Annotated in this window: 16 protein-coding genes and 3 tRNA genes; all 19 read right to left on the bottom strand. The window is 27.3% G+C overall.

The genetic code is table 4. The features are described 5' to 3' along the window. Positions 1-30: 30 nt before the first annotated feature. On the bottom strand, positions 31-1,782 hold the full coding sequence (locus tag EXC37_RS00340) for an MATE family efflux transporter (RefSeq protein WP_029891999.1): 1,752 nt from the start codon (positions 1,780-1,782) through the stop codon (positions 31-33). Positions 1,783-1,840: 58 nt separating this feature from the next. Next, positions 1,841-1,916 (bottom strand) — tRNA-Thr (locus EXC37_RS00335). Positions 1,917-1,992: 76 nt separating this feature from the next. Next, positions 1,993-3,432 carry a variable surface lipoprotein gene (locus EXC37_RS00330; RefSeq protein WP_029892000.1) on the bottom strand — a complete coding sequence of 480 codons (1,440 nt, stop codon included), beginning with the start codon at positions 3,430-3,432 and terminating at the stop codon, positions 1,993-1,995. Between the two features lie 176 nt (positions 3,433-3,608). Next, positions 3,609-3,684: transfer RNA gene (locus EXC37_RS00325), tRNA-Arg, on the bottom strand. 69 nt (positions 3,685-3,753) lie between these two features. Then, positions 3,754-3,830, bottom strand: a tRNA-Arg gene (locus tag EXC37_RS00320). A 124-nt stretch (positions 3,831-3,954) separates the two neighbouring features. Next, the gene (locus EXC37_RS00315) at positions 3,955-5,331 is read right to left on the bottom strand and encodes an MSC_0618 family F1-like ATPase beta subunit (protein ID WP_029892001.1); all 1,377 of its coding nucleotides are present in this window, start codon (positions 5,329-5,331) and stop codon (positions 3,955-3,957) included. Beyond that, on the bottom strand, positions 5,331-6,863 hold the full coding sequence (locus EXC37_RS00310) for an MSC_0619 family F1-like ATPase alpha subunit (protein WP_029892002.1): 1,533 nt from the start codon (positions 6,861-6,863) through the stop codon (positions 5,331-5,333). The genes EXC37_RS00315 and EXC37_RS00310 overlap by 1 nt, the downstream gene beginning before the upstream one ends. Then, complete coding sequence (locus EXC37_RS00305) at positions 6,856-8,847, bottom strand: MSC_0620 family F1-like ATPase-associated subunit (RefSeq protein WP_029892003.1); 1,992 nt, start codon at positions 8,845-8,847, stop codon at positions 6,856-6,858. The genes EXC37_RS00310 and EXC37_RS00305 overlap by 8 nt, the downstream gene beginning before the upstream one ends. Continuing rightward, positions 8,838-9,296, bottom strand: coding sequence for an MSC_0621 family F1-like ATPase epsilon subunit (locus EXC37_RS00300; protein WP_006608311.1), 459 nt, complete (start codon positions 9,294-9,296; stop codon positions 8,838-8,840). Before EXC37_RS00300 ends, EXC37_RS00305 begins: the two co-directional genes overlap by 10 nt. Before the next feature lies 1 nt (position 9,297). After that, positions 9,298-10,185 carry an MSC_0622 family F1-like ATPase gamma subunit gene (locus EXC37_RS00295; RefSeq protein ID WP_029892004.1) on the bottom strand — a complete coding sequence of 296 codons (888 nt, stop codon included), beginning with the start codon at positions 10,183-10,185 and terminating at the stop codon, positions 9,298-9,300. Further along, complete coding sequence (locus EXC37_RS00290) at positions 10,175-10,678, bottom strand: MSC_0623 family F1-like ATPase-associated protein (protein WP_029892005.1); 504 nt, start codon at positions 10,676-10,678, stop codon at positions 10,175-10,177. Before EXC37_RS00290 ends, EXC37_RS00295 begins: the two co-directional genes overlap by 11 nt. Beyond that, complete coding sequence (locus EXC37_RS00285; protein ID WP_029892006.1) at positions 10,671-12,104, bottom strand: MSC_0624 family F1-like ATPase-associated membrane protein; 1,434 nt, start codon at positions 12,102-12,104, stop codon at positions 10,671-10,673. Before EXC37_RS00285 ends, EXC37_RS00290 begins: the two co-directional genes overlap by 8 nt. Then, positions 12,085-14,259 (bottom strand): putative immunoglobulin-blocking virulence protein, encoded by a 2,175-nt coding sequence (locus tag EXC37_RS00280; RefSeq protein WP_029892007.1) that lies wholly within the window; start codon positions 14,257-14,259, stop codon positions 12,085-12,087. Before EXC37_RS00280 ends, EXC37_RS00285 begins: the two co-directional genes overlap by 20 nt. A gap of 15 nt (positions 14,260-14,274) precedes the next feature. Beyond that, positions 14,275-16,551: an Ig-specific serine endopeptidase MIP gene (mip, locus tag EXC37_RS00275; RefSeq protein WP_051660715.1), complete on the bottom strand. Its 2,277-nt coding sequence runs from the start codon at positions 16,549-16,551 to the stop codon at positions 14,275-14,277. 123 nt (positions 16,552-16,674) lie between these two features. Further along, on the bottom strand, positions 16,675-18,045 hold the full coding sequence (locus EXC37_RS00270) for an ECF transporter S component (RefSeq protein ID WP_051660716.1): 1,371 nt from the start codon (positions 18,043-18,045) through the stop codon (positions 16,675-16,677). 2 nt (positions 18,046-18,047) lie between these two features. Next, complete coding sequence (locus tag EXC37_RS00265; protein ID WP_029892010.1) at positions 18,048-18,560, bottom strand: adenine phosphoribosyltransferase; 513 nt, start codon at positions 18,558-18,560, stop codon at positions 18,048-18,050. A 16-nt stretch (positions 18,561-18,576) separates the two neighbouring features. Beyond that, the gene (gene infB / locus EXC37_RS00260) at positions 18,577-20,406 is read right to left on the bottom strand and encodes a translation initiation factor IF-2 (RefSeq protein WP_029892011.1); all 1,830 of its coding nucleotides are present in this window, start codon (positions 20,404-20,406) and stop codon (positions 18,577-18,579) included. Further along, on the bottom strand, positions 20,388-20,666 hold the full coding sequence (locus EXC37_RS00255; RefSeq protein ID WP_029892012.1) for a YlxR family protein: 279 nt from the start codon (positions 20,664-20,666) through the stop codon (positions 20,388-20,390). The genes infB and EXC37_RS00255 overlap by 19 nt, the downstream gene beginning before the upstream one ends. Then, positions 20,647-22,221, bottom strand: coding sequence for a transcription termination/antitermination protein NusA (gene nusA, locus EXC37_RS00250; RefSeq protein ID WP_051660717.1), 1,575 nt, complete (start codon positions 22,219-22,221; stop codon positions 20,647-20,649). Before nusA ends, EXC37_RS00255 begins: the two co-directional genes overlap by 20 nt. Positions 22,222-22,226 lie beyond the last annotated feature (5 nt).

Here is a 22,226-nt window from a genome sequence, read left to right as displayed (position 1 = left end):
ACAGCTATTTAATAGTTGCTTTGGTATTTTTTAAACTGCATGTTTTGCTTCAAATTTTGTAGCATTTTCAAAGAATCTATGCTCTATTTTTCTGCTTCATGATAATTTTGTATTATCAATTTTTGGTAATTTTTTATAGATATATCATCTTGAAAAAATTAACAAGATTGTCGAAGCTACTGCTCCATTAAAAATAAATGAAGCTATTATAATTCAATTTCCTACATCTTTACTATTTGTATGTGTGTAACCTAAGTGGGCAAATAAATAACCTAATGGCATTACAACAATAAAAGTAGTAAAGTTTTCAAGAGTTGTTGCAAACAATGATTTTTCGATATCGTTTGTTCCTTGGAAAGCTAGTATAGAACAAACAGAGAAAGAAGTTAGCACAATTCTTAAAGTCATCACCATTATAAATTCTGCTGTGGCTTTTTTAAGTTCTGGCGAAACATTTAAAGCTAAAACTCATAAATTGCCTGCTGTGGCTAAAATAAAGACATAAACAAAAATTGCATAAGTTAGAGAAACAACTAAAGTTCAGTTATAAACTTGTTTACATCTATCAAAATTTCTCTTTGTATAGTTATAAGATAATAAACTTCTTGCTCCATCACTTATTCCGAAAACAGAAATTAAAAATAATGTGATGATTGGAGCTGATTTAGCTCAGTAGAATTGAAAGTGTCCAGGATCTGCAAAAGCTGGTTTAGTAAGTAAAATATTAACAATTGCAAATGATACTGCTACCCCAAATGATCTTAAAAAACCACCAAGTCCCAATAAAAAGGTTGGACCTATTAATTCTTTACTAAATTTGAATCTTCAAATAGCTCCAAGAGTCATTTGCATTTCTTTTCTACTATGTTTAATTTGTACATATATGATATAGGCTATTAAATTAAACACTCATCCAATAATTGTTGCTAGCATACCACCAAGTACACCCATTTTGAAAACAATAATGAATAAAGCATCTAAAGAAATATTAATAATATTTGCTAAAATACCTATAAACATAGTATATGTATTAAATCCTTCAGCTCTAATGAAAAATGAAAATAGTGATACTAATCCTTGTAACACAATACCTGCTGCATAAACATAAATATATTCTTTTGCTCATTTAACACTTAAAGCATTTGCAGCGTTGTAATAATCTTGTAATTCTTTAACTTGAATTTCACTCATTCCACCTTTAATAGCAGCTTGTTGATCTAAAATATTTTTTCCAGCTAGTAAATTTAAAATTCCTCCAGCTGTTAGAGCAATAATTAAAAGAGTTGATAAAAGAGAAAGACTAACGGTTGCTCAAAACATTGTGGCTCACAAGTTTCTTGCGGTTGTATTTAGTTTTTTAGATAAACATTTTGTGTAATAAACAGAAGCACCTAAGGGCACTAAAAAGACTATAGCATTTGAGAAAATTAGTAATGGTTGCGCAGATGCATTAGTCGTAGAAACTACTGAATTAGCACTTATTCGTGCAACTTTAGCTATTCCTTCAATCGCATTGTATTGATTAAAAAGTTGAAAATAACTATCGAAAGAATATTGTCCTGCAGTTAAATAAGCACTAATTTCACCTAGTTCACCATTAGACATAATCACTCTTGTTCTTGGAACAAATTGTTGAATAAAAACTTGGTCAACAAAAGTGTACAATCCAATCATCAAAGTGATCATTAAACTAGGAATAGCAACAATCCAAATTGCCTTTTTTATAGGTGTTTGTGAAAATAATTCTTCTGCCCTACTTTCTTTATTTATTTTTGTTTTCATTTTTACCTCTTAAAAATAAAAAACGAGATAACTCGTTTGATCTGGTGAAAATTTCAAATGGTGCCGACAACAGGACTTGAACCTGCGACCCCATCCTTACCATGGATGTGCTCTACCTGCTGAGCTATGACGGCATTAATACTATTTTATTATAAAACTTAAAAAAGTAAATAAAAAAATAAAGCCTAAAAGGCTCTATTTTAAAAGTTATTAACTTTGTGTTTCTGCTGAAGGTTCAGCTGGTGTAGATTCCATAGGAGCTTCTGTTGATTCTGCTGGTTCTGTTGTAGTTGTTGTTGTGTTTGTTGATGATGTAGAACCATTTTCGCTTGTAGATGCACCTGTTCCTTCTGCAGGAGGATTTTGTGTTTCATTAGCAGGTTGTGTAGAAGGTTCTTCTGTTTCACTAGCAACTGGTGTTGCCGCTGTAAGAGCTAATTTAACAATAAATGAATATTCATCAATTGCATGATCACCTGAATTGCTATAAATTGCAGTTTTAAAGGTAAGAACTAACTTATCATTTTCTATACTAAAACTAATTAATGAATTTAATCTAGTTTGTTGTCTATCATTTACATATGTTGTGTCAGTTGCATTAATTAATTGTTTTTCATTTTCAAGTAATTGTGTTGGAAAATCAGATGCTACTTCATAAAGAATATCTTTTTCAGTTGCAGAATTGTATGATTTATTGTTAATTAATACAAGTTGTTTGTCACGATAACGATAAATGATGTAGTATGGATTTTCTGCATTTTCTTCCTTAGAACTATTAGCTGTTGCAGCTGCTCTAACTTTATCTGATAATGCTTGATCTAAAGTTTTAGTAATTTTTGAAGAAATATCAAATTGTTTAGCGTTAACTGCTGTTTTTGTTTCGGTTAATTTAGCTTTTAATTCATTTGTTGAAGATTCTCATTTAGTTGCATCACCATCTTTATTAGTTTTAGCTGATTCAATTGCAGCAGCTAAAGCTTCTTTTTTAGTTCCTAAATCACTATCACTAGTTAAAGTTTGCAATGATGTTAAAGTTTCTGAATAAGATTCACTATTTTGAATACTATCAACTAATGGTTGGTATTTTTCTCTGTTTTGGTATTTAGCATCAGCTTCAACTTTGGTTTTTTGTGAATCTAAAGCAGTTGAATCAGCTGAAAGTTTTTCAGTTGTTAATTCTTCATCGTTACTTAATTTACTTTCAGTTGTTGTAGTTAAGTTTTCAGTTTCTGTTTTTAATTCACTTAAGAAAGTATAGTTTTCTAATTCTGAGGTTAAAGTTTTTAATGAAGTTAATTTTTCTTTTAAAGCTTGAACTGCTGTTTTATTTTTGTAAGCATTTAAAGCTTGAACTTTAGCAATTTCTTCATCAATTTTAGCTTTAGAAGCTACCAATGCATCAACAGTGGCTTTTTGATCAGCCAACAAGGTTGTAGATTCTTGAATTGCAGTTTGTAATGTTGTAGGTACTGCAATGCTTGAAGTTGTTAACTCTTCTACTAATGTATTAGCACTAGTTAATGCGGTTCCTAAATCTAATTGAGCCTGTTTCTGCTTGGTATCTGTTTCATTATTACATGCTACTGCTACAAGAGGTAAACTAGTTGCAGATAATAATAAACCTCCTAAGAATAATTTCTTACTTTTCATTTTTTCTCCTTTAAATAAGTCTAATACTAAGACTTAATAATATATTTTAAACTTTTATATTAGATTTAGCCATTTCCCTCTGTAAAAAAAAAAAAAAAAAAAGTGAAAATTTTCACATTTTGGAGAAAATTTTCACCAATTTGGCAGATTATTGTTAAAAAAAGTAAAATAAAAAATGGCGTCCATAACAGGAGTCGAACCTGTTACCCCAAGCTTAGGAGGCTTGTGCTCTACCTGCTGAGCTATATGGACATATCAATAAATTTTACTAAAATCGCTTATTTTTTATAAATATAATTTTAATTTTAAGGAATAAAAAAATGGCGATCACGAGAGGATTCGAACCTCTGACAACAAGCTTAGAAGGCTTGTGCTCTATCCTACTGAGCTACGCGACCACGTTATTTAATTTTAATACATTTTTTTGAAAATATAATTAATTTTCATAATTATTTTACCACTTTATTAAACATTGTTAGAAAAAAAATAAATTTATTATATTTTAAAAAAATAAATGCGCGTCTACGCATTTATTTCTTGATCTAGTTTTTCATCTAATTCATCAGTAGAAGCAATGTAAGAAAAAGTTTCTGGATTTAGATGTGAATATTTACCATCTAAAATTTTTCTAACTGATTCGATTGTTTTCTTCATTGGAACAAAAACACCTGGAACTTGTCTAAATTGTTCTGTCATAAAGAATGATTGTGACATAAAGTTTTGCAATTGTAATGCTTTTTTAACAGCAATTTTAGATTCTTCATCTAATTCTTCGAAACCTAAAATTAACATAACATCTTCTAATTCTTTATATTTTTGTAAAACTTGTTTAGCTTCTAAAATTGCCTCAAAATGTTCTTTACCTATAATTTGTGGATCAATGTTTGTTGATGAAGACGCAAGAGGATCAAAAGCTGGAAAAATGTTTTTTGCACTAATATCTCTTGACAATACTAAAGAACCATTTAAGTGATTAAAAGTTGCAACTGCAGAAGGATCTGACAAATCATCCATTGGTAAGAAAACTGTTTGGAATGAAGTTATTGATCCATTTTCATTACTATAAATTCTTTGTTCAATTTGTGAAATTTCAGTGTTTAAAGTTGCTTGATAACCACCAATTGATGCCTTTTTATCTAGTGAAGCAGCTGTTTCATTTCCGGCTTGAAGAAAACGGAAAATATTATCAACGAATAATAAAACATTTTCTTTTTCAACATCTCTTAAATATTCAGCAGCGGTAACACCAACTGGTACAATACTCATACGTGCACCTGGACTTTCATTCATTCTAGAAATAAACATTACTGAACTATTCATCAAATTTGATTCTTGTAAATCATCATAAAGCTCAATGGCTTCTCTTGAACGTTCTCCAGAACCTATAAAAATAGATGAAGTGTTTTTTTGTTGTTTTGATAAGTTAAAAATAATTTCCTTCATCAAAACAGTTTTACCAACTCCTGCTCCACCAAAAATTCCAATTTTTGAACCGTCTAAAATTGGAATAAAGAAATCAATTGCTTTAATTCCTGTCTCTAGAATTTTTGTTTTGTTTTCATAATTAGAATTAGGTTTATTAGTTGAATCCATTTCAACATATTTATAGCCCTTTTGGTTACTATTTAACGGTTGGCCTAATACATCAAAAATTTTTCCTTTTGATTTTTGTCCTACAGGAACCATAAATGAATGATGAAGTGCTTTTACTTCTTGATCAATTGCAAAAGTTGCTTCTGAAGAAATAATAACAGCCAAAATTGAATTGTTGTTTATTATCTTTTTAACTAGTAAATAGGTTCCATTGGCTTCAATTAATGTGTTAACTGCTGGAACTTGTTCATCGTTAAAAGTGACTTCAACAACATCTGTTCAAATTTTTGAAATTTTTGCGCTCATTAGTTAGCTCCTTCTAGTTCTTCATGAGTTTGAGTAATTAAGTTTTTATCTAATTCAACAAACTCTTCTTTACTGCTTACTTTTCAGTTAAGATCGTACATGTTTGAATAGGTTTGAAGAATAAAAGCAAAATAGTTTTTGGCTAATTCATCATTTTTTAAGGTGTTTTCGATTGAATTTTTAATAATATCTTGTGATACAGAATCTTTTTTCACGAAAGCAATTAAAAATTTAATTGCTTTTTCAATGTTTTTATCAGTTAGTTGGTTTAATAAATTTCATTGAATTAACTTAGAGGTTAAAAACATTTCATTTGCATCATAAGAAGTTATACCTTTTTGATTGAATAATTTTTCAATTTGTAATCCAGAAATCATTAAATTATTTATGTCATCATTTAAATCGTATTTAAGAGCAGCTAATTTCATTTGTTTTTTAAAAGCTCTATAAAGAGTTGCAATAACTTTTGCAGTTTGCGCAATTAGTTTATTTTGTACCCTGCTTCCAATCCGACTAACAGAAAGATTAACATCAACTGCAGGATATTTATTAGAAGCAAACAAATCGCTATTAGTTACAATTTGTCCATCAGTTATTGAAATAACATTTGAAGCAATTAATGAGGTAATATCGTTATCGATAGTTTGCACAATTGGTAAAGCTGTGATACTTTTTCTATCTTTAAATTTACCACTTCTTTCTAATAGTCTTGAATGTGCATAGAACATGTCTCCAGGAAATGCTTCTTTTAAAACTGGTTTATTGGTTAATAAGGCAATTTCTCTATATATATTTGCGTGTTTGCTTAAATCATCAAAAACAATTAAAACATCATCATGTTGTGAAATATTTTCAGCATGTGCCATTCCAACATAAGGAGCTAAATATTGTTCATAAGGTTTTTCTGAAGGAGCATTAACAATGATTGTATAACTATCTGCACCATGTTCTTTCAAAGTTTGGTAAATTGATGCTACTTGACTTTGTGTTTGACCAATTGCAACATAAATACATTTTACGCCTTTATTTTTTTGATTAATTATTGTATTTAAAGCAATAAAACTTTTCCCTGTTTTTCTATCTCCAATAATTAATTCACGTTGACCTTTTCCAATTGGAATTAATAAATCAATAACTGCATAACCAGTGTAAAGTTGTTCTTCAAGTGGTTGATAGGTCATTAAATTATTTTCAGTTTTTAAAATCTCTACACGATTTTGATAAAAATCATTACTTGTGTGCATTTTAGGAAAAATAACATCTCCAAAAACATCAATAATTTTTCCATAATAAGATTTATTTGTGACAATTTTTGTATTTTGATCACTTACTTCAACTTCTTGTCCAACGCTTATTAATTTTGAATCTGAATTTGCTAAACAAAAAGCAACATTTTCGTTTGCTGAAATAACCATCAATTTAAAATCACGATTATTTTTTACTTCGAAAATTTCATTTTGAGCATATTTATAATCGCCAGATATTTGAATAATGTAATCATGAATTGCACTTATATACAATTTGTTATTCATTTTGTTCTCCTTTATTTACTTTAACTTTTTTATTTTTTTTAATATTTTGAGCTATATTAACGCCCAATCCTAAAAGAACTAAACCTGCTATAACACCTATAACAACATACATCACATTATTTTCTTGAGTGTTTTCTGGTTCATTTAAAATTAGTTTATTATATGCTTCCTTATATTTGTTTGTTTCTTCTTGATTTTCAGTATCTAATTCTTTATTTGATGTTAGTACAGATAAACTGACTAATTGATCTTGCACAACTTTTAAGTTCATTACATAATTTTTATAAGTTCCAAAATTAAAATTAGGCCCTAGTGCACTTTTTTCTAATTTGGCTATATAATCAGCTAAAACGTTAAAAGCAATATCGATATTAAGCGAATCCAAATTTAATTTTTTTAAATTGTCTAAAATAATAGTTTTATTTTCTTTTGCATAATTTACATATTTCTTAAGCAGTTGTGAATATGATGCTGAAAGATAATAAAAATAATTTAAATTATTGATTGTTTGATTATTCAAACTTTTAACAAAAAATTCACTTACGCTTTTACTTAAATCAGGATTGTTTAATTGTTGTTTTTCTTCATTAAAACTTGTTGTTGATTTATTTTCATTAATAATATTGTTTAGGAGGCTAATAAAATTATTTTCATTAATTAAATTTATTCCTGTGAAAACTTGGTTAAATACTGCTTTGGAAATTAAAGGGTTTCCTAAATTTTCAAATTCTAAATTTTCACCTAAATTTAAAGCATCATAAAATAATTTAAAAGTATTTTTTAGAGCTTCAATGGCAACTTTTTTTCCTTTTATTTCATCTGCGTCCATTGGTAATTTAACTTCAATTTCATATTCTGTTGAATTAGAAGGATCATTTTTATAACTTAAATTAATTCGTGCTATTAATTGTTCACCTTTTTCTTCTAAATTTGTTATTTTATAGTCAAAAGAAGTTAAAAGAGGATTGTAGAAAAATGCATTGTGTGTGTTAAATAATTCTTGATTATTGTTAAAAGCTCCGATTATTTCACCCTTACTTTTACCAATTAAATTTCAAGTTAAAATAGGTGCTAAACGTGGAATGTTTTCAACTTGTGGTTCTACTTCTTTTGCATCTACAATTTCATCAGGAATAATAAGAGGTGGTTTAGGAGGAATCGGTTGTGGTTGTTCTTCATCTTTTTTATTAAACAATTCGTTTTGTTTAAGATCAAATAAAGTAAATCTTTTGTCGATTTGTTTATTAATATATTGATCTCAAGATTCATAATTTTCCGGCAAAACAATGTCATATTGAGAATTTTCTTGGAGATTTAAAATTTTTGAATCTTCTGAATATTTTGGTAAGTCATCGGCGTTTATAAAAATTCTGTCAAATTCAGATAATATTGATTCAAAGTAACTTTTTGTAGCTCCATCAATAGCTTCTTTTCCAACTTCATTTTCTACTTTATCTTTTTCTAAATTTTCAATTTTATGATTTTCATATTTATTGATAACTTCATAGTTTAAGTTAGAACCTTCTCCAACCATTACAGGAGAGAAAGATTCATCTAGAAGTGATGCACTTGCAACAAAATAATTTTTTTCAGTTAATAACTTAGGAAAAATTACATTTAAACCATATTCATAGGGATTTTGGAGAATTTTTTCTTTATTAGATTTTAAATAATTAACAACTTTTTTATAATAAGCTGTTTTAATTAAAAATTCATTTGAAAGCGGTAATTTTGCAATGTCATTTTCTTTTTTAATCTCTTTATCAATTGCTTCAATTACTCCATCAATTGCTGTTTCTAATGATTTTTTTATTGTCTCATCTTGTTTTGGTTTTAATTCATCATAATTAGGTTTTTCTTGCGCTGGTTGTTCGCCTTCTGGAGGTTGATTTGTATTATCACCATCTGCAGAAATAAAAGCAATTGTAGAAAGAAAAGGTAGTGGAGTTAAAGTACCTAATTTTAATCATTTTTTTAATTTCATTTTAATTCCTTATAAGACAACGAAAAATATAACTGAGCTTTTAACTTATAAAGTTTTTTCTCCAACAATTCAATTTCAGTTTCATCAAAATATGAAGTCTTAATGTTTTGCAATGCTTTAATGTATTGCATTTTTCTTTTTGTTTCTTTGTACTCTTTATTAATTGTTTTTAAAAGATTTTTATTTTCAAATTGTTCAAAAGTTTCTAAATATTCATGATAGTAAAAAGTTACTTCAGAATCATCGGATTTTACTAATAGAGTATCAATTAGCATATAAATGATTTCATTATTCTCAAGTTCTAATTTAAGAAGAATATTTTTAAAACTAGCAATTGTTTTATTTTCTATTTCAATTCATTCATCTTTTAAACGGTTGTTAACAAAAATTTTTTGAACATCTAATTCTTTTACATCTTTGTTTGAAGAAAATAAAATTAATTTTTTCATCTTAGTTTTTTCCTTCTTTAGAAAAATGCAATAAATCTTTTTTTCTACTTAAAATTGAAATTTCTTCAATCTCTAAATCTTTTTTAAATCTTAAGTAAATACGTTTTTGTTTTGCTATTTTTTCTTCTAAATCATTTAACGTTTTATTTTGAACAACAAGATTGTATTTTTCTTTAACTAACGAAGACTCCATTAAAAGTGAAACTATTGCAAAAGTTAAATAATTTTCTAATTCTGATTCAACAAAATTATCTAAATTAGGATAAATTTTATAACTTGTTAAATTATCTATTTTTAAACTACTTTTTGTATGGTATTTAAACTCGAAATTGTTTTCCTTAATTGGTAACAATTTAATATATTTGTGACTAATTTTTGATGAATTTATAACAACATTAAGTTGATTAACTTCGTTATTTTTAAAAGTATTAATAATCAGTTTAGGTAGAATTTTGCTTAAGGTTGCAACATTGTTTTCTTTTTCTTGATATATAACATGTAATTTTTGGTCTTCTGCAAAATTAACTGCTCTTTGTCCAATAACAATAAATTTGTCTCTTTCAATATTTGCTTTTTCAATAATAGTATCTTCATGTTTTTTGTATGAATTAGTACTATATTTTTCTTCTTCAGTAACATAAACTCATAAATTTGTTTTGCTTTTAAAATTCAAGATTGAATTTTTCTTATCTAAGGTTGAATTTATTATGTTAAATTTTTTCAAAAACTCTTCAATAATGACTTTTGATAAATTTGTTCTATCTAAATAAAATGAAACAATTTTAGATAGTTTTAAGATGTTAACTAAAGTAATATTTTTTCTTGATTCGATAATTTTGTAAATTTTAATAAGTTGCTCTTGTTTTTCTTTTATTTTTTTAATGTTCATATTGCAATACTTCTTTACCAAATAAAAGTTTTAAATTATTTGTTTCTGAATCTTTTAGAAGCACTATATTATCGAATAATTCTATATATAAACCCTCATTTAACAATTGTGTTATAAACAAGTTGAATTGAGCTAAAAGAGAATTAAATTTTTGATCTTCTGAATAACTAAAATTAATATCTAAAGTAGTCGAGTCACTTTGACCAAGTAGGGGAACCAAAGCATTCTTATGAAATTTTTCTAGATTAGACCATAAAATAGTGAAATTAGTAAAAATACTATTTCTTTTAGAAATGAAAAAGAAACTTAATTGTTCAATCAATCTTTTTCATTCATAAGAATTTAAATCAAGATTGTATTTTAATGCAAAGCTATTTAGAAATTTTGTTTTATTTACAAAAAGAGAATTTGTGATTACTGATTCATAATCTTTAAAAAGCAATTCATTATAAAGTTTTTCTAATTGTGTTTCCCATGTAATTTTTTTAGACATATTGCTCTCCTTTAACTACTCTTCTTTTTTCATATCAAACTATAAATAATGAAACTGTTTTTATTATTAATTTACAAATTCAATAAAACATTAATAAACTTAAAGCTAACAATGTAAAGATTTGATCTATTGATAAAATTTCAGTTCAATATTCAATAGCATGGTTATTAACACTTATTGTTTGAATTAAGTAAATGTTGAAAACTCAAGCGATTGTAACTATTGTTAACAGTAAAGAAATCAAAATAAAATGTTTCTTTAAAAATGATTTCAAAGTTACAAAAATCAAAGAAATTATCGTTACGAATTCAATCATAAAAATAATTAAGAATATTTTTTGGTTGAAAATATTTAAATTAGTTAAAGCTAAGAAATAAATCACAAGAGAAAGAACGATTGATCAAAATAAAAATGATTTTTGTAGATTTTTTAAAAGTTTTCATTTTCTAAAAAATACTATAAATAAGTTAATTGCTAAAATTAATGTTTCAACTAATGCAAAAACAATTAATCATACATAATTTGAATTAACTGCGCCGTCTAACACTATATCTTGTTTTCTTAAAACTATATTTACATAAAAAAGATATATAAACAAAGCAGCAATAAAAGTAAGAAGATAAAAAATTATATTTTTTAATTTGTGTTTTCAAACATATGAGTTTCAAATATTGTCTGTTTCAAAAAAGAAAATAGTAAATAGATAAATCAAACTTGCGATAAATAACAAGAAAATCAAAATAAACTTAACAATAAAATTATTTTCTATTTTTTCTTCTAGACTTATAAGAAAGTCGTTTTGGTTAAATAAGTTTCTGGTATTTTGGTCTTTTACAAAAAGATATAACATTACCATTCCAACGATATAAAATGCAAATTTTAGAATATTATTTAAAATAACAATAAACATTTGTTTGTGTGTTAAAAGGAAATTTTTACTTTTAATTTTCAATGAAAAAATATCATAACTAAATTTTATTAAAAGTAATGGTAATAAACTTAGTGCTCTATAAACAAGACTTATTGGTTTAATTGCAAATAGATTATTTAAAGTTCCTAGTAATACTAAACTAATTAAAGAATTAGTTAAATATAGTAAATATCAATAGATATAGTATTTAAATCTTAAATTATTTTTGTTAACAACTGTTAAAGCATAAAATAAGCTAACAAAAATGCCTACTAGAAATAAACTTGTATTAAATATATAAACAAAATTAAAAGCTTTTAAAACTAAAGTTGATTCTTTAAATAAAATATCATATGAAATAAAGTTTTCTTCTTTTACTTGCAATTGTGAGTTAACAATAAATAAACTTGCTAATGCGCTAAAAAAAATAAAAGCTAAAGAAATTAGCTTTAATAAATTTTCTTTGCTGAAATGAAAACTTATTGTTTTATTTTTTTTAATTAAATGATAATTCACTTTGACGCCCTTCTGGATTAAAATCAGCTGGTTTTACTACTGCTCTTTTTCCAAATTTGGTAAATGCTTGTGATTTATTTAATGTATCTGCCATAACTTGATTATCAACATAAATGGTTCTAAAATTGTAGTTCCCTGATTCAATTAAACCATATAGCTGTTGACCATAATTATTTTTTAAATCTACTGCGTTACCTTTAAAGTAAAGAGTATCTACTGCAACAGGTCCTTCAAAATAAAGTTTTGGTCTTTCTGGTCCTTTTACTAGCAATGCCGATCATTGTTGTTCTGTTAAAGTTGGCACATCAATTGTAAATACATTTGAATCACTATATAAAGTTAGTTCTTTAAACACTCTACCATATAAATTAATGCCTCTTAAACTTCTGATGCTTGGTACATTTGAAAAGTCAAGTTTTGTAGGTCATGATCCATCGCCAAATTCACCTTGGAAAATTCTTTGATCTGATTTAGTATCAAAAGCAATTTTGAATCCTTCATTAATTGATTCTAAAGTATCAGTTGAATCAAATTTAAAACGATTGAAAACAATTGATCCCGCAAAATTTTGTCCTCTTACATAATCAAAAGCAACATTATCAACATTTTTAAGTGCCACTGGGTTTAATGATCATTCTTTATTTAAAGTTCCACCTTTTTCAGTGTAAAGTTCTAATTCTTTAATGTGTTTATCTTTAAGAGCAATCAATGAAGACGTGTCTCTTCCTTCAAAGAATAAAGTTAATTTTTCCACTGAATCAGGCAATTGTGAAAGAATGTGTTTGAAATCTTGTTTTTTATTTACAAGTCCCATTTTTTTAATTACAACACCATCAAGTTTTCTTTTATTTCTTTCAATTGATTTAAGGAAAAATAAGAAATTAGCATATCCTCTAGGATTTGAAGCATCAAGAACTGCAATAATTTTGTTTTCTTGGCCTTCAACTAATTTACCAGTTGGAGTATAGTTAAGAACAGTAATACCGTCTGCTGCTGAAGCTCCTTCTGAAGTATAAGTACTTGTTACATCATTTTTTCTGAAATTTTCGTATTCTAAATTAGATATAGCTTTTTCATTTCTTGCTCATGGTGAATCATAAGCAAAATATCTTTTTTTATTATTTTCAACATAATGAGTATGAATTGTATTTTTACTTAGATCAGAATGTTGTCATGACACACCCATGTTAAAACTTCCATAATCTAAATTAGGTATAAAACCTTTGGCTAATTGTGCATCCAATTCTTTTTCAATGCCTAAAAACATTTGTTTAAAAAAGTATGGGAAATTGGCATTTTTGTCTCCACGATTAAGTGAAGGTCATTTTTTGTAAATTTCCTCAGCTGATTTGCCGTCATTATCAAAAACATCAAGATAAGAGTCAAAAAACTCTTCATTAAATTCTAAGTCTTTTTCTCAATATGAATAACTTCTTAAAGTTTTAAAAGTTTCTTTAATTTTAGCTCTATCTGCCGCAGTTCATTTGCCTGTGTTAGTTCTAATTATCGTAGTAACTTCTTTAATTGCATTTTTAATTTCTCTTTGTTGAACTGCAGTCAAAGTTCCACCAGTTTCTGATTGTTTTAATTTTGCAAAATCTAGATCTGGTAATTTATCTGGATTAATTCTTGAACCCTCGTTTGCTGTTGGTAATAAATCTTCAATTTTTGGTTTTTTAGGTTCTTCTTTTGGTTCTGGTTGAGGTTCTGGTTTAGGAGCGGGTTCTGGTTCTTTTTCTGGATCTGGCTGTTTTTCAGGTTCTTTTGGTTCAACTGGTGCTGGCGGAAGTTCTTCTTTTGGTTTTTCTTCTTTTACTTCTGGTTCAGGTTTATTTTCTGGAGCATCAGCAAAAATTTTGTCCTCTTTTTTGACTGGTTCTTCTTTTGGTTCTTCAGGAGTATTATTTACTGGTTGAATTTCTTTCTTTTCTTTAATGGTCAAGTTATTATCTTTGTTTGAAGCATGTGCATCTTCTAAATACACTTCATCTTTGTAAAGTGTATTATCAACTGCTCTTGAATTCACATTAACTGCTAAATCTTTACTTTTTTCACCTTTACTTACAATTAATGCAGTGGTTAAAACTGCTGCTGTGGTCAAAGTTGTAGCGATTCCTAAGTTAAGTAACAATTTCGTTTTTTTGGCTTTTATCATGTTACTCCTTTAATTTTATTTGTTGAATTTATATTCCTTTGGCACATTTTCATCTTGAAGACCATTAGAAAATAGATAAGTTTTTACTGTCTCGCTGTTTTTAAAGTCTTTTAGAGCTTGACGATATGATGTTCTTTGATTTCTTCCACCACCATAAATTAAATCATATTGTTCTAATTTGTAATTTCCATAGAAACCTTTATAATCGTCACCTTCACTTCGAAAAGCTTGTATTATAGAAGCAAGTGAATTTCCATATGCGTCCAATGACGCGAAATTAATTCCCACAATTTCATTATCAATAGTTCTAATACTTGATCCTGAAGCTCCTTCAAGTGGTTGTCAAGCTCCTAAACTATAACCTAATCCATAATTTATGTAATTATGGCCTTTATATGAAGATTGTGTGTCTTTTAAGAAATTAGCATCAAATGCTTCTTTTTCAGCAGCATTCAAAATTGGAGAAGTAATGGTAATATCGGTTATTCCTGGGATTTCAAGTGTATTTCTAAGAGCTAATGTCTTATTAAGTCCTGCTCCATAATCAACTGTAAATGATTTACCCGCTTCTTTGTATGTTGGATTAATATAATAAGGTTTATTTACTCAAAGACTTTGTGTATATTTAAGTCCTTCTCTTTGAACATCTGTCATTTCTCTTGTATCTAACTTGTTGTCAGAAGCAGAATTTGGGAAACCTAATGCCAAAAGATTAACCAAACTTTTTGGTATTTTAGTTGTTCCACCATTTGGAGTAGTAACATCAATTAATTCATCATTTGAATTTTCTAAAACTTTTGCTTTTAGACTATTTGTTGCAAATTTAAATTTTTTAGATGCATTTCAATTAGCAAAATTAGAAGTAGCTTTTTTAGCTAAATCATGTGCATTAGCTACAATTCGTTCTCCACTTTGTTTTGAAATGTATTTATAACTATTTTTACTGTTTGTAAAGTCAAATTCCAATACAGCAAAATCAGCCATTTCTTCTAAATCTTTATATGGAGAATCGACATCCAAATAATTTTTTGGTGATGAGGTTAGAAAATCATTTGCAGCATAAACTATTTTTACTTGATCAGGATCAAATAGAAATGTGTCCACTGTTAAAGCATCAGCATTTATTTTAAGATCTTGTCTAAGAGGAGTATCTTCATTAAAATGTTCTAATTTAATACTTTGAGTTAAACCTAAATAACTTTGAATTTTTTTTGATGCTTTAGTGTATTGAGCACTTTTTTCATTTGCATATCAATTTTTTTCTAAAGCTGCACTTTCTTCTTTACCAATTACTTCAAGTTTTTCATATTGTTCATTAATTAATTGATCATATTTAGCAAGTTGTCTCTCATATTCTGCTTTTTGATCACCTTCAGCTCCTACAGCATCAGTTTCAACTTTTCTTCTTTCTGACTGCAATCTTTCAATTTCATTTTCAATAGGCAATCTACGTTCTTGGAAAGGTTTTACAAGCTCTTCATAATATGCTGTTGTTTCATCCAAAATAGTTTTTCATTGATCATATGTTGCTTTTTCAGCTTCTAAATCAACTACATTACTAAATCTTCCATCTGCTGTTGTTTTAGTTAAAGCAGCAGCCACGTGCAAATTAGTTGCTAAATATCACTTTGTTGGATATCCATTGTCGTCTAATTCATAATCTAAAATTCAAGCTGTTCCTTTTGCTTGTTTTGAACTTTTATCATCTATTAATGAATTAACATTGTTAAATGCTATTGCAAATGATTGTAATGCAATACTTTTATATAGATCATTAGGTAGTCATCTTGGTAAACCTCTATTACCCGGTGTTGAATTTCAATAAGCTGCTGTTAATTGATATTGCAACGGATTTAAGATTAAATTGTTATTCTCGCTCACAAGAGAAAAATTTCTTCTATAAGCGCTTTCATAATCTGGTTGACCTGCTAAAGATGCTTTTTCATTATAAGTTTTCAATTTATCTCCTGTCAAAAGAGGAACTTCTTTTGAAGGATATTTTGATCCCAATGCTTGTTGTAAAGCAGATGAGTAGGCTTCTAAATCTACTCTATTTCTTTCACTTTCGCTCAACTTATCATATTCAGCCTTTGAAAGTTTTGGTTTTCCAGGAATATTTCCATAATTAGTATCCACTGGGTCATTATTAAAAACTGGGACATTTGGTTCAACATCAACATGTCCTTCATCTGGCGGAATATTTTTTTTATCTGGAGAACAACTAATAGCTGAAAATGCCAAAAAAGGCATGCTCAAACCAAGATAGAATAACAATTTAAAATTTTTTTTCATTTTATCCTTTTTACTTTTTTGCTTGTATTTTTTTAAACTAATTCATATTCATATTATTAATACTAGTTATGTCAATATTATATGCTTTCTAAAAAAAAAAAAAAAAAACAAGGCTTTTTTGCCTTATTTAATTGCGAAAAAATTAAATTTTTCATAGAATAAGTCTTGGAGTGCTTTTTTAAATCAAAGTTGATTTTTTTCTAAAACTAAAACAAAATTATTTAATTCTCTTTCAGTTTCATTAAAAATTTTCATTAAATCGTCTTCATTAAAATTACTTAAAATTTCTATATACTTTTTAATTGAATTTTTCAAATTTATCTTTAAATCAGCAATTTTTGTATAAATTTCGTTAGAAAATATTTTTTGATTTTCATATACAAATAAATTAACTACATGTTTGTTGCCTATATATTTGATATTAAATTCTTTTCTTAACTTTAAATTTTCTTCTTCAACTTTTTCATAAGCATTTTCATCAAAATTTAATTCTCTTTTCAAATCAATAAGAATGGTTTTTATTTTTTCTAATTCATTCTTAAAATTTTCACTTGTTGAAGTATTTAAATCATTTAGATTAACTGATTCATCACCATTGTTTTTGAATAGTCTATTATCAACTTGTTTTAAAAAGTTCGATAATTCCATACTTTGTTGAAGAAAAATATTTTTTTCAACAAAGTATTCTCCCAGTGGTTTGTCATATTGTTCAGTTCAATTATATTTTATATTACTTTGCGCTTTAGTTTCATTTTGTATATTTACACTATTATAAATATTGACAACTGAATAGACAAAAAAACCTATCAAAATCGTTAAAAATACATATGCAAAAGTTAAAAAACCTTTGTCTCTTCTTCCTTTAATCACATGTGAAGGAGTATCTGAATATAAATAGTTTTGTTTTTGTAAATAAGATTTTCTTAAATACTTAATTAAAGGATATAGCAACAATCCTAAGACTAAACCAATTGTTGGTTCTAAACTGATGTTAAATGGATGAGTGATGATTCATTCTTTAACTGGTAAAACACCTTTTAGAGGTGAAATTGAGTGATGTAAGTATCTAGCAGAAAGAACTAAAACAATATTTAAAATAGGAGCTAAAGTTGTAAGAAGAATAAATTTTCAAAGTTTTATTTTTTTATCTCCTCGTATCAATTTGTAAATTATAGCTACTAATATTCCTAAAATGAATCTTGGTAAAATTGAAATATCAATGTATTGATAAGCCACTGCTCCAACTATCATAGCAGCAATTCAAGAACTAAAACCAAAGCCAAAACCACTAAATATTCCACCTTTCATGCCTAAATGAAAAGTAGCAACAATAACTATAATAGGAAGATAAGTTAGAGTTGTTGTTGGTAAAGGGATATAACCAAAATAGATAGTAAAACTAGATATAAGAAATAAACTTAAATAGACAGCAAGAAAAACAATATTGTAAATAGTAAAACTAATTGGTTTTTTTTCTTTTTTAAGTTTGAACATTTTTAACTTTTTACTAATGAAATAATTTCAATATTGTCTTCTGAAAGAAGATCTCTTCCTTTAAGATCTTCTAATTCTAAAAGTAAAATTACTTTTTTAACAATTGCCCCTTGTTCTTGGAGCAACTTAATAATGGCTTTGGTCGTTCCGCCTGTTGCTAAAACATCATCAACAATTGCTACTGTTTGACCTGGTTGAATAAAACCTTTTTGAATTTCTAAAGTATTTGAACCATACTCTAAATCATATTGACGAGCAATAACTTCTCCTGGTAATTTTCCCGGTTTTCTTACCATGATAAAAGGTTTTTTAAGAAACGCTGCTGTTGGTGTTCCAAATAAGAATCCTCTTGCGTCAGGACCTACAATAATATCGCAGTCGTTCGCATAATCAGCCATTGTTTTAATAGTGTAAAAGAGAGCTTCGCCGTTAGCTAGTAAAGGAGAAATATCCTTAAAATTAATTCCTTTTTTTGGAAAATCTTCCACATTACGAATATATTTTTCTAAATGCATTTGGTTCCTTATTTAATTATTTTGATGGCTTAAATGGAACAGCCACACTTTCATAAAATTCTAAAATATCATCAACAAGCACATCATTGAATTTTCTAATATGTGTACCAAAATCTTTGCCAACTTCAACTTCTTTTACATCATTTAATTCTCTTTTTAAAGTTTCAATTACACCCTCATGAACTACTTTTTTCTTACGTATAACTTTTACTTTAGCATTTGCTTTTACAAGGCCTTCTTCAACCATGCATCCTGCAATAGTTCCAACTTTTGAGTATTTAAATAATTTAATAACAATAGCTGATCCAATTTTTCTATCTTCATAAACAACTGATCTTTCTGCATCTAATAAAACTTGAATATCTTCCATTGCTTTGAAAACTACATTGTAGTAGGCTAATTTAATTTTGTTTTGTTTTGCCATTTGTTTAATATTTGCTGATGGTTTGTTATTAAAATTAATAATTAAAGCATTTGAAGCTTGTGCTAAAAGTAAATCATTATTTGAAACTTCACCAGCTTGTGCTGCAATAACTTTTACAACTGCATCGTCATTACTCATTCCATCAATTGAAGTTTTTAAAGCTTCCGCTGTACCTTGAACATCAGAACGAATAATAATGTTAATAACTTTTCTAGAATCATCAACAGCAGTTAAATTTGAGCTTTTATTAAATAATTCTCTATTTTTATCAATTTGAGCTTTTTCTTGAGCTAATTTTTTGGCGAATTTTTCATCTTCGAAACCAATAAATCTATCACCTGCTAATGGCGGAATATTTAAACCAGTTACAATTACAGGCATTCCTGGAGTTGCCTTTTCAATTAGTTGTCCATTTGATGAAGAAATTAATGCTTTTACTCTTCCGTATGAAGAACCAGCAACAATAAAATCGCCTTTCATCAAAGTTCCTGTTTCCACAATTAAAGTAGCAACAGTTCCTACTCCTCTATCGATTTTACTTTCAATAACTGTTCCAACTGGATATCTATTTGGATTTGCTTTTAAATCCATAATATCGGTAGTTAGAATAATTTGTTCCAACAATTCTTCAATTCCTTGTCCTGTTTTTGCGGATCCATAAACAACAGCTGTATCTCCACCAAATTCTTCTATAACTAAGTCGTTTGAAGACAGTTCTAACTTAATTCTTTCAAGATTTTTGGTTGGTTTGTCCATCTTGTTTACAAATACTATCAATGGTGCATTTGTTTCTTTAGCTAAATTTATAGCTTCTTTTGTTTGTGGCATAACTCCATCATCTGCAGCCACAACTAAAACAATCAAATCTGTAATTTTCGCGCCCCTTGATCTCATTTCAGAAAAGGCTTCATGTCCTGGAGTATCGATAAATGTAATTTTATTATTTTTATGTTCAGCTTGATAAGCACCTGTATGTTGTGTTATACCTGAACTTTCTGTTAAAGCAACTTTAGTTTTACGAATATAGTCAATCAAAGTTGTTTTACCATGATCAACGTGTCCCATGATTGTAACAACTGGCGGTCTTTTTGTTAAAAGTTTTTCATCATCTTCAAATTTCACAGCATTTAAAAAGTTCCCTGCATCGACATTTTCTTCTTTTTTGAAATCTAATCCTTTTTCTACACAAACTTCCGCAATTTCTTCTTCTTCAATTACTTGATTAATTGTGTACATCTTTCCTTTTAAAAGAAAATATTTAATTAATTCATTAGGATTAATTTTTATTTTTGCTGCAAATTCACCTAACGGCATTTTATTTGTGAAAATGAATACACCTTCTTTAATTTCTGTTTTAGTATTTGATAATTGTGCCTTAACTTCTTCTGTATTACTTAATCTCTTTATTTTAGACATTTTAATTCCTCCAATTGCTCACTAATTTTTGTATATGTTTCCCGCGAAACATTAGTTCTAAAAGCTCTATTTAATCCTTTATTTTTAACTATTAAATTTCAATTTGTTTGAGTAGGATAAAAATATGCTCCCCTACCTTTTAATTCATTATTTAAATCTAAAACTATTTCATTTGTTTTCTTGTTGTAATTAAATCTTAGTAATTCTTGTGTTGAATAAAATTCATTTGAAATAAAACATTTTCTTTTAGTTTCAGTCTTCATCATCAAATTCACTTAAATCAATGTCACCATCTAATCCAAAATTAGCTAAATCACTATCAACTTTAAAGTCTTCAATTACAACTTTTTTAGCTTTTTTATAGTCCTCAATATCTTGTTTAGTTTCTTTTACTAATTCTTCTTTTAATTCTTGATCATTATCTTCTACTTTATTTATTTCTGAAATTTTTTCATTATATTTAGTAAATAACTCTTCAAAATCTCAATCAGAATTCATATTTAAAGTTTCTTGTTCTTCTAATTCAAAGGCTGCAACATCATTATCAAATGAAGCCATAGTAACATGTGCGGTTTCAAATGGGCGAGATTTTCTTTTTGGTAATTTTCTTTCAACAACTTTTTCGACTTTTGCATCCAATTTACCAATATTACTTTTATCGTAAATTAAACCTAATTCATCTGCTGCTTTGGTACTTTTAACATCTAAGAAAGTTTCAGTCAAATTAGAAGCTAATTTAACATTAATTCCTTTGCTTCCTATTGCAACGGTTAATTTAGCATTATCATCTTCAACTATTACATAATAGTGCTTGTTTTTGTCATCATTCTTTTTAGCAACAACATCAACAATTTTTCCCGGTGACATTGCATTAATAATATATTGTTTAATATCACTACTATATTCAATAATGTCAATTCTTTCATTATTTAATTTTTCGCTTACTTTTTTAATTCTTTCTCCTTGAGCACCTATAATTGCGCCTTGTAAGTCAAAAGCAGCTTCTGATTTGTTTGTTTTTCTAACAGCAACTTTAGTTCTTTCTCCTGGACTTCTATAGATTTTAACTATCTCAATTAGCCCTTCAGCAATTTCAGGAATATTTTCCATTAATTCTTTTTCCACCATTTTTGGTGAATCTAATGAAACTCTAATTTGACTCAATTTAGAAGTTTCTTTAACATCTTCAATTACTACTTCTAATCTTTGTCCTGGTTGAATATCTCTATTTTTACTAATCATTTGATGAGGTAAATGAGCTGTAGCATTATCATCTTTAACTTTTACATTTCATGAACCATCGTTATTTTTTGAAGTACATTCAACTCAAATTTTTTCACCAATTAATTTTGAATATTTTTCGAAAATTACTGTTTTTTGGAAAGTTTTAATACCATGAATTAATGATTGAAGAATAATTTTTAAAACATTTTTGTGTTCTGGATCTTCCGCTAAAACATTTAAATTGATTTTTGTTTTTACTCAATCTCCAACTTGCACATTTTTATTATTTTTTTTAGCATCTGTTAATGAAATATTAAACAAGGCAAAACTAGCATCATCTAAATTTTCAAATTCCTCATCTTCAACAACTAAACAGTTAGCATTGTAGCTGTTCACCATTTCCTTTTTTTCATCTACTTCAAAAAGAATTACAGCATCAGGATCAATTTTTTTATTAATGATTTTAGTTGTTTCTTCATTAAAGATTTCAATCATTTTTTCTAATGGCAATTTTGTTGTTTCACTATAAAGTTTGATTGATTTATATAAAAGTTTTGAGTAATCTTTATCATTGGTTGGGCTTTTAATTTTTGACATAATTT

Origin of the sequence: Mycoplasmopsis columbina (assembly GCF_900660685.1) — a bacterium.
In the GTDB taxonomy this organism is placed as follows: domain Bacteria; phylum Bacillota_I; class Bacilli_A; order Mycoplasmatales; family Metamycoplasmataceae; genus Mycoplasmopsis; species Mycoplasmopsis columbina.
Note: the sequence above shows the minus strand (reverse complement) of the source record. Positions and strands in the feature narration are given on the sequence as shown.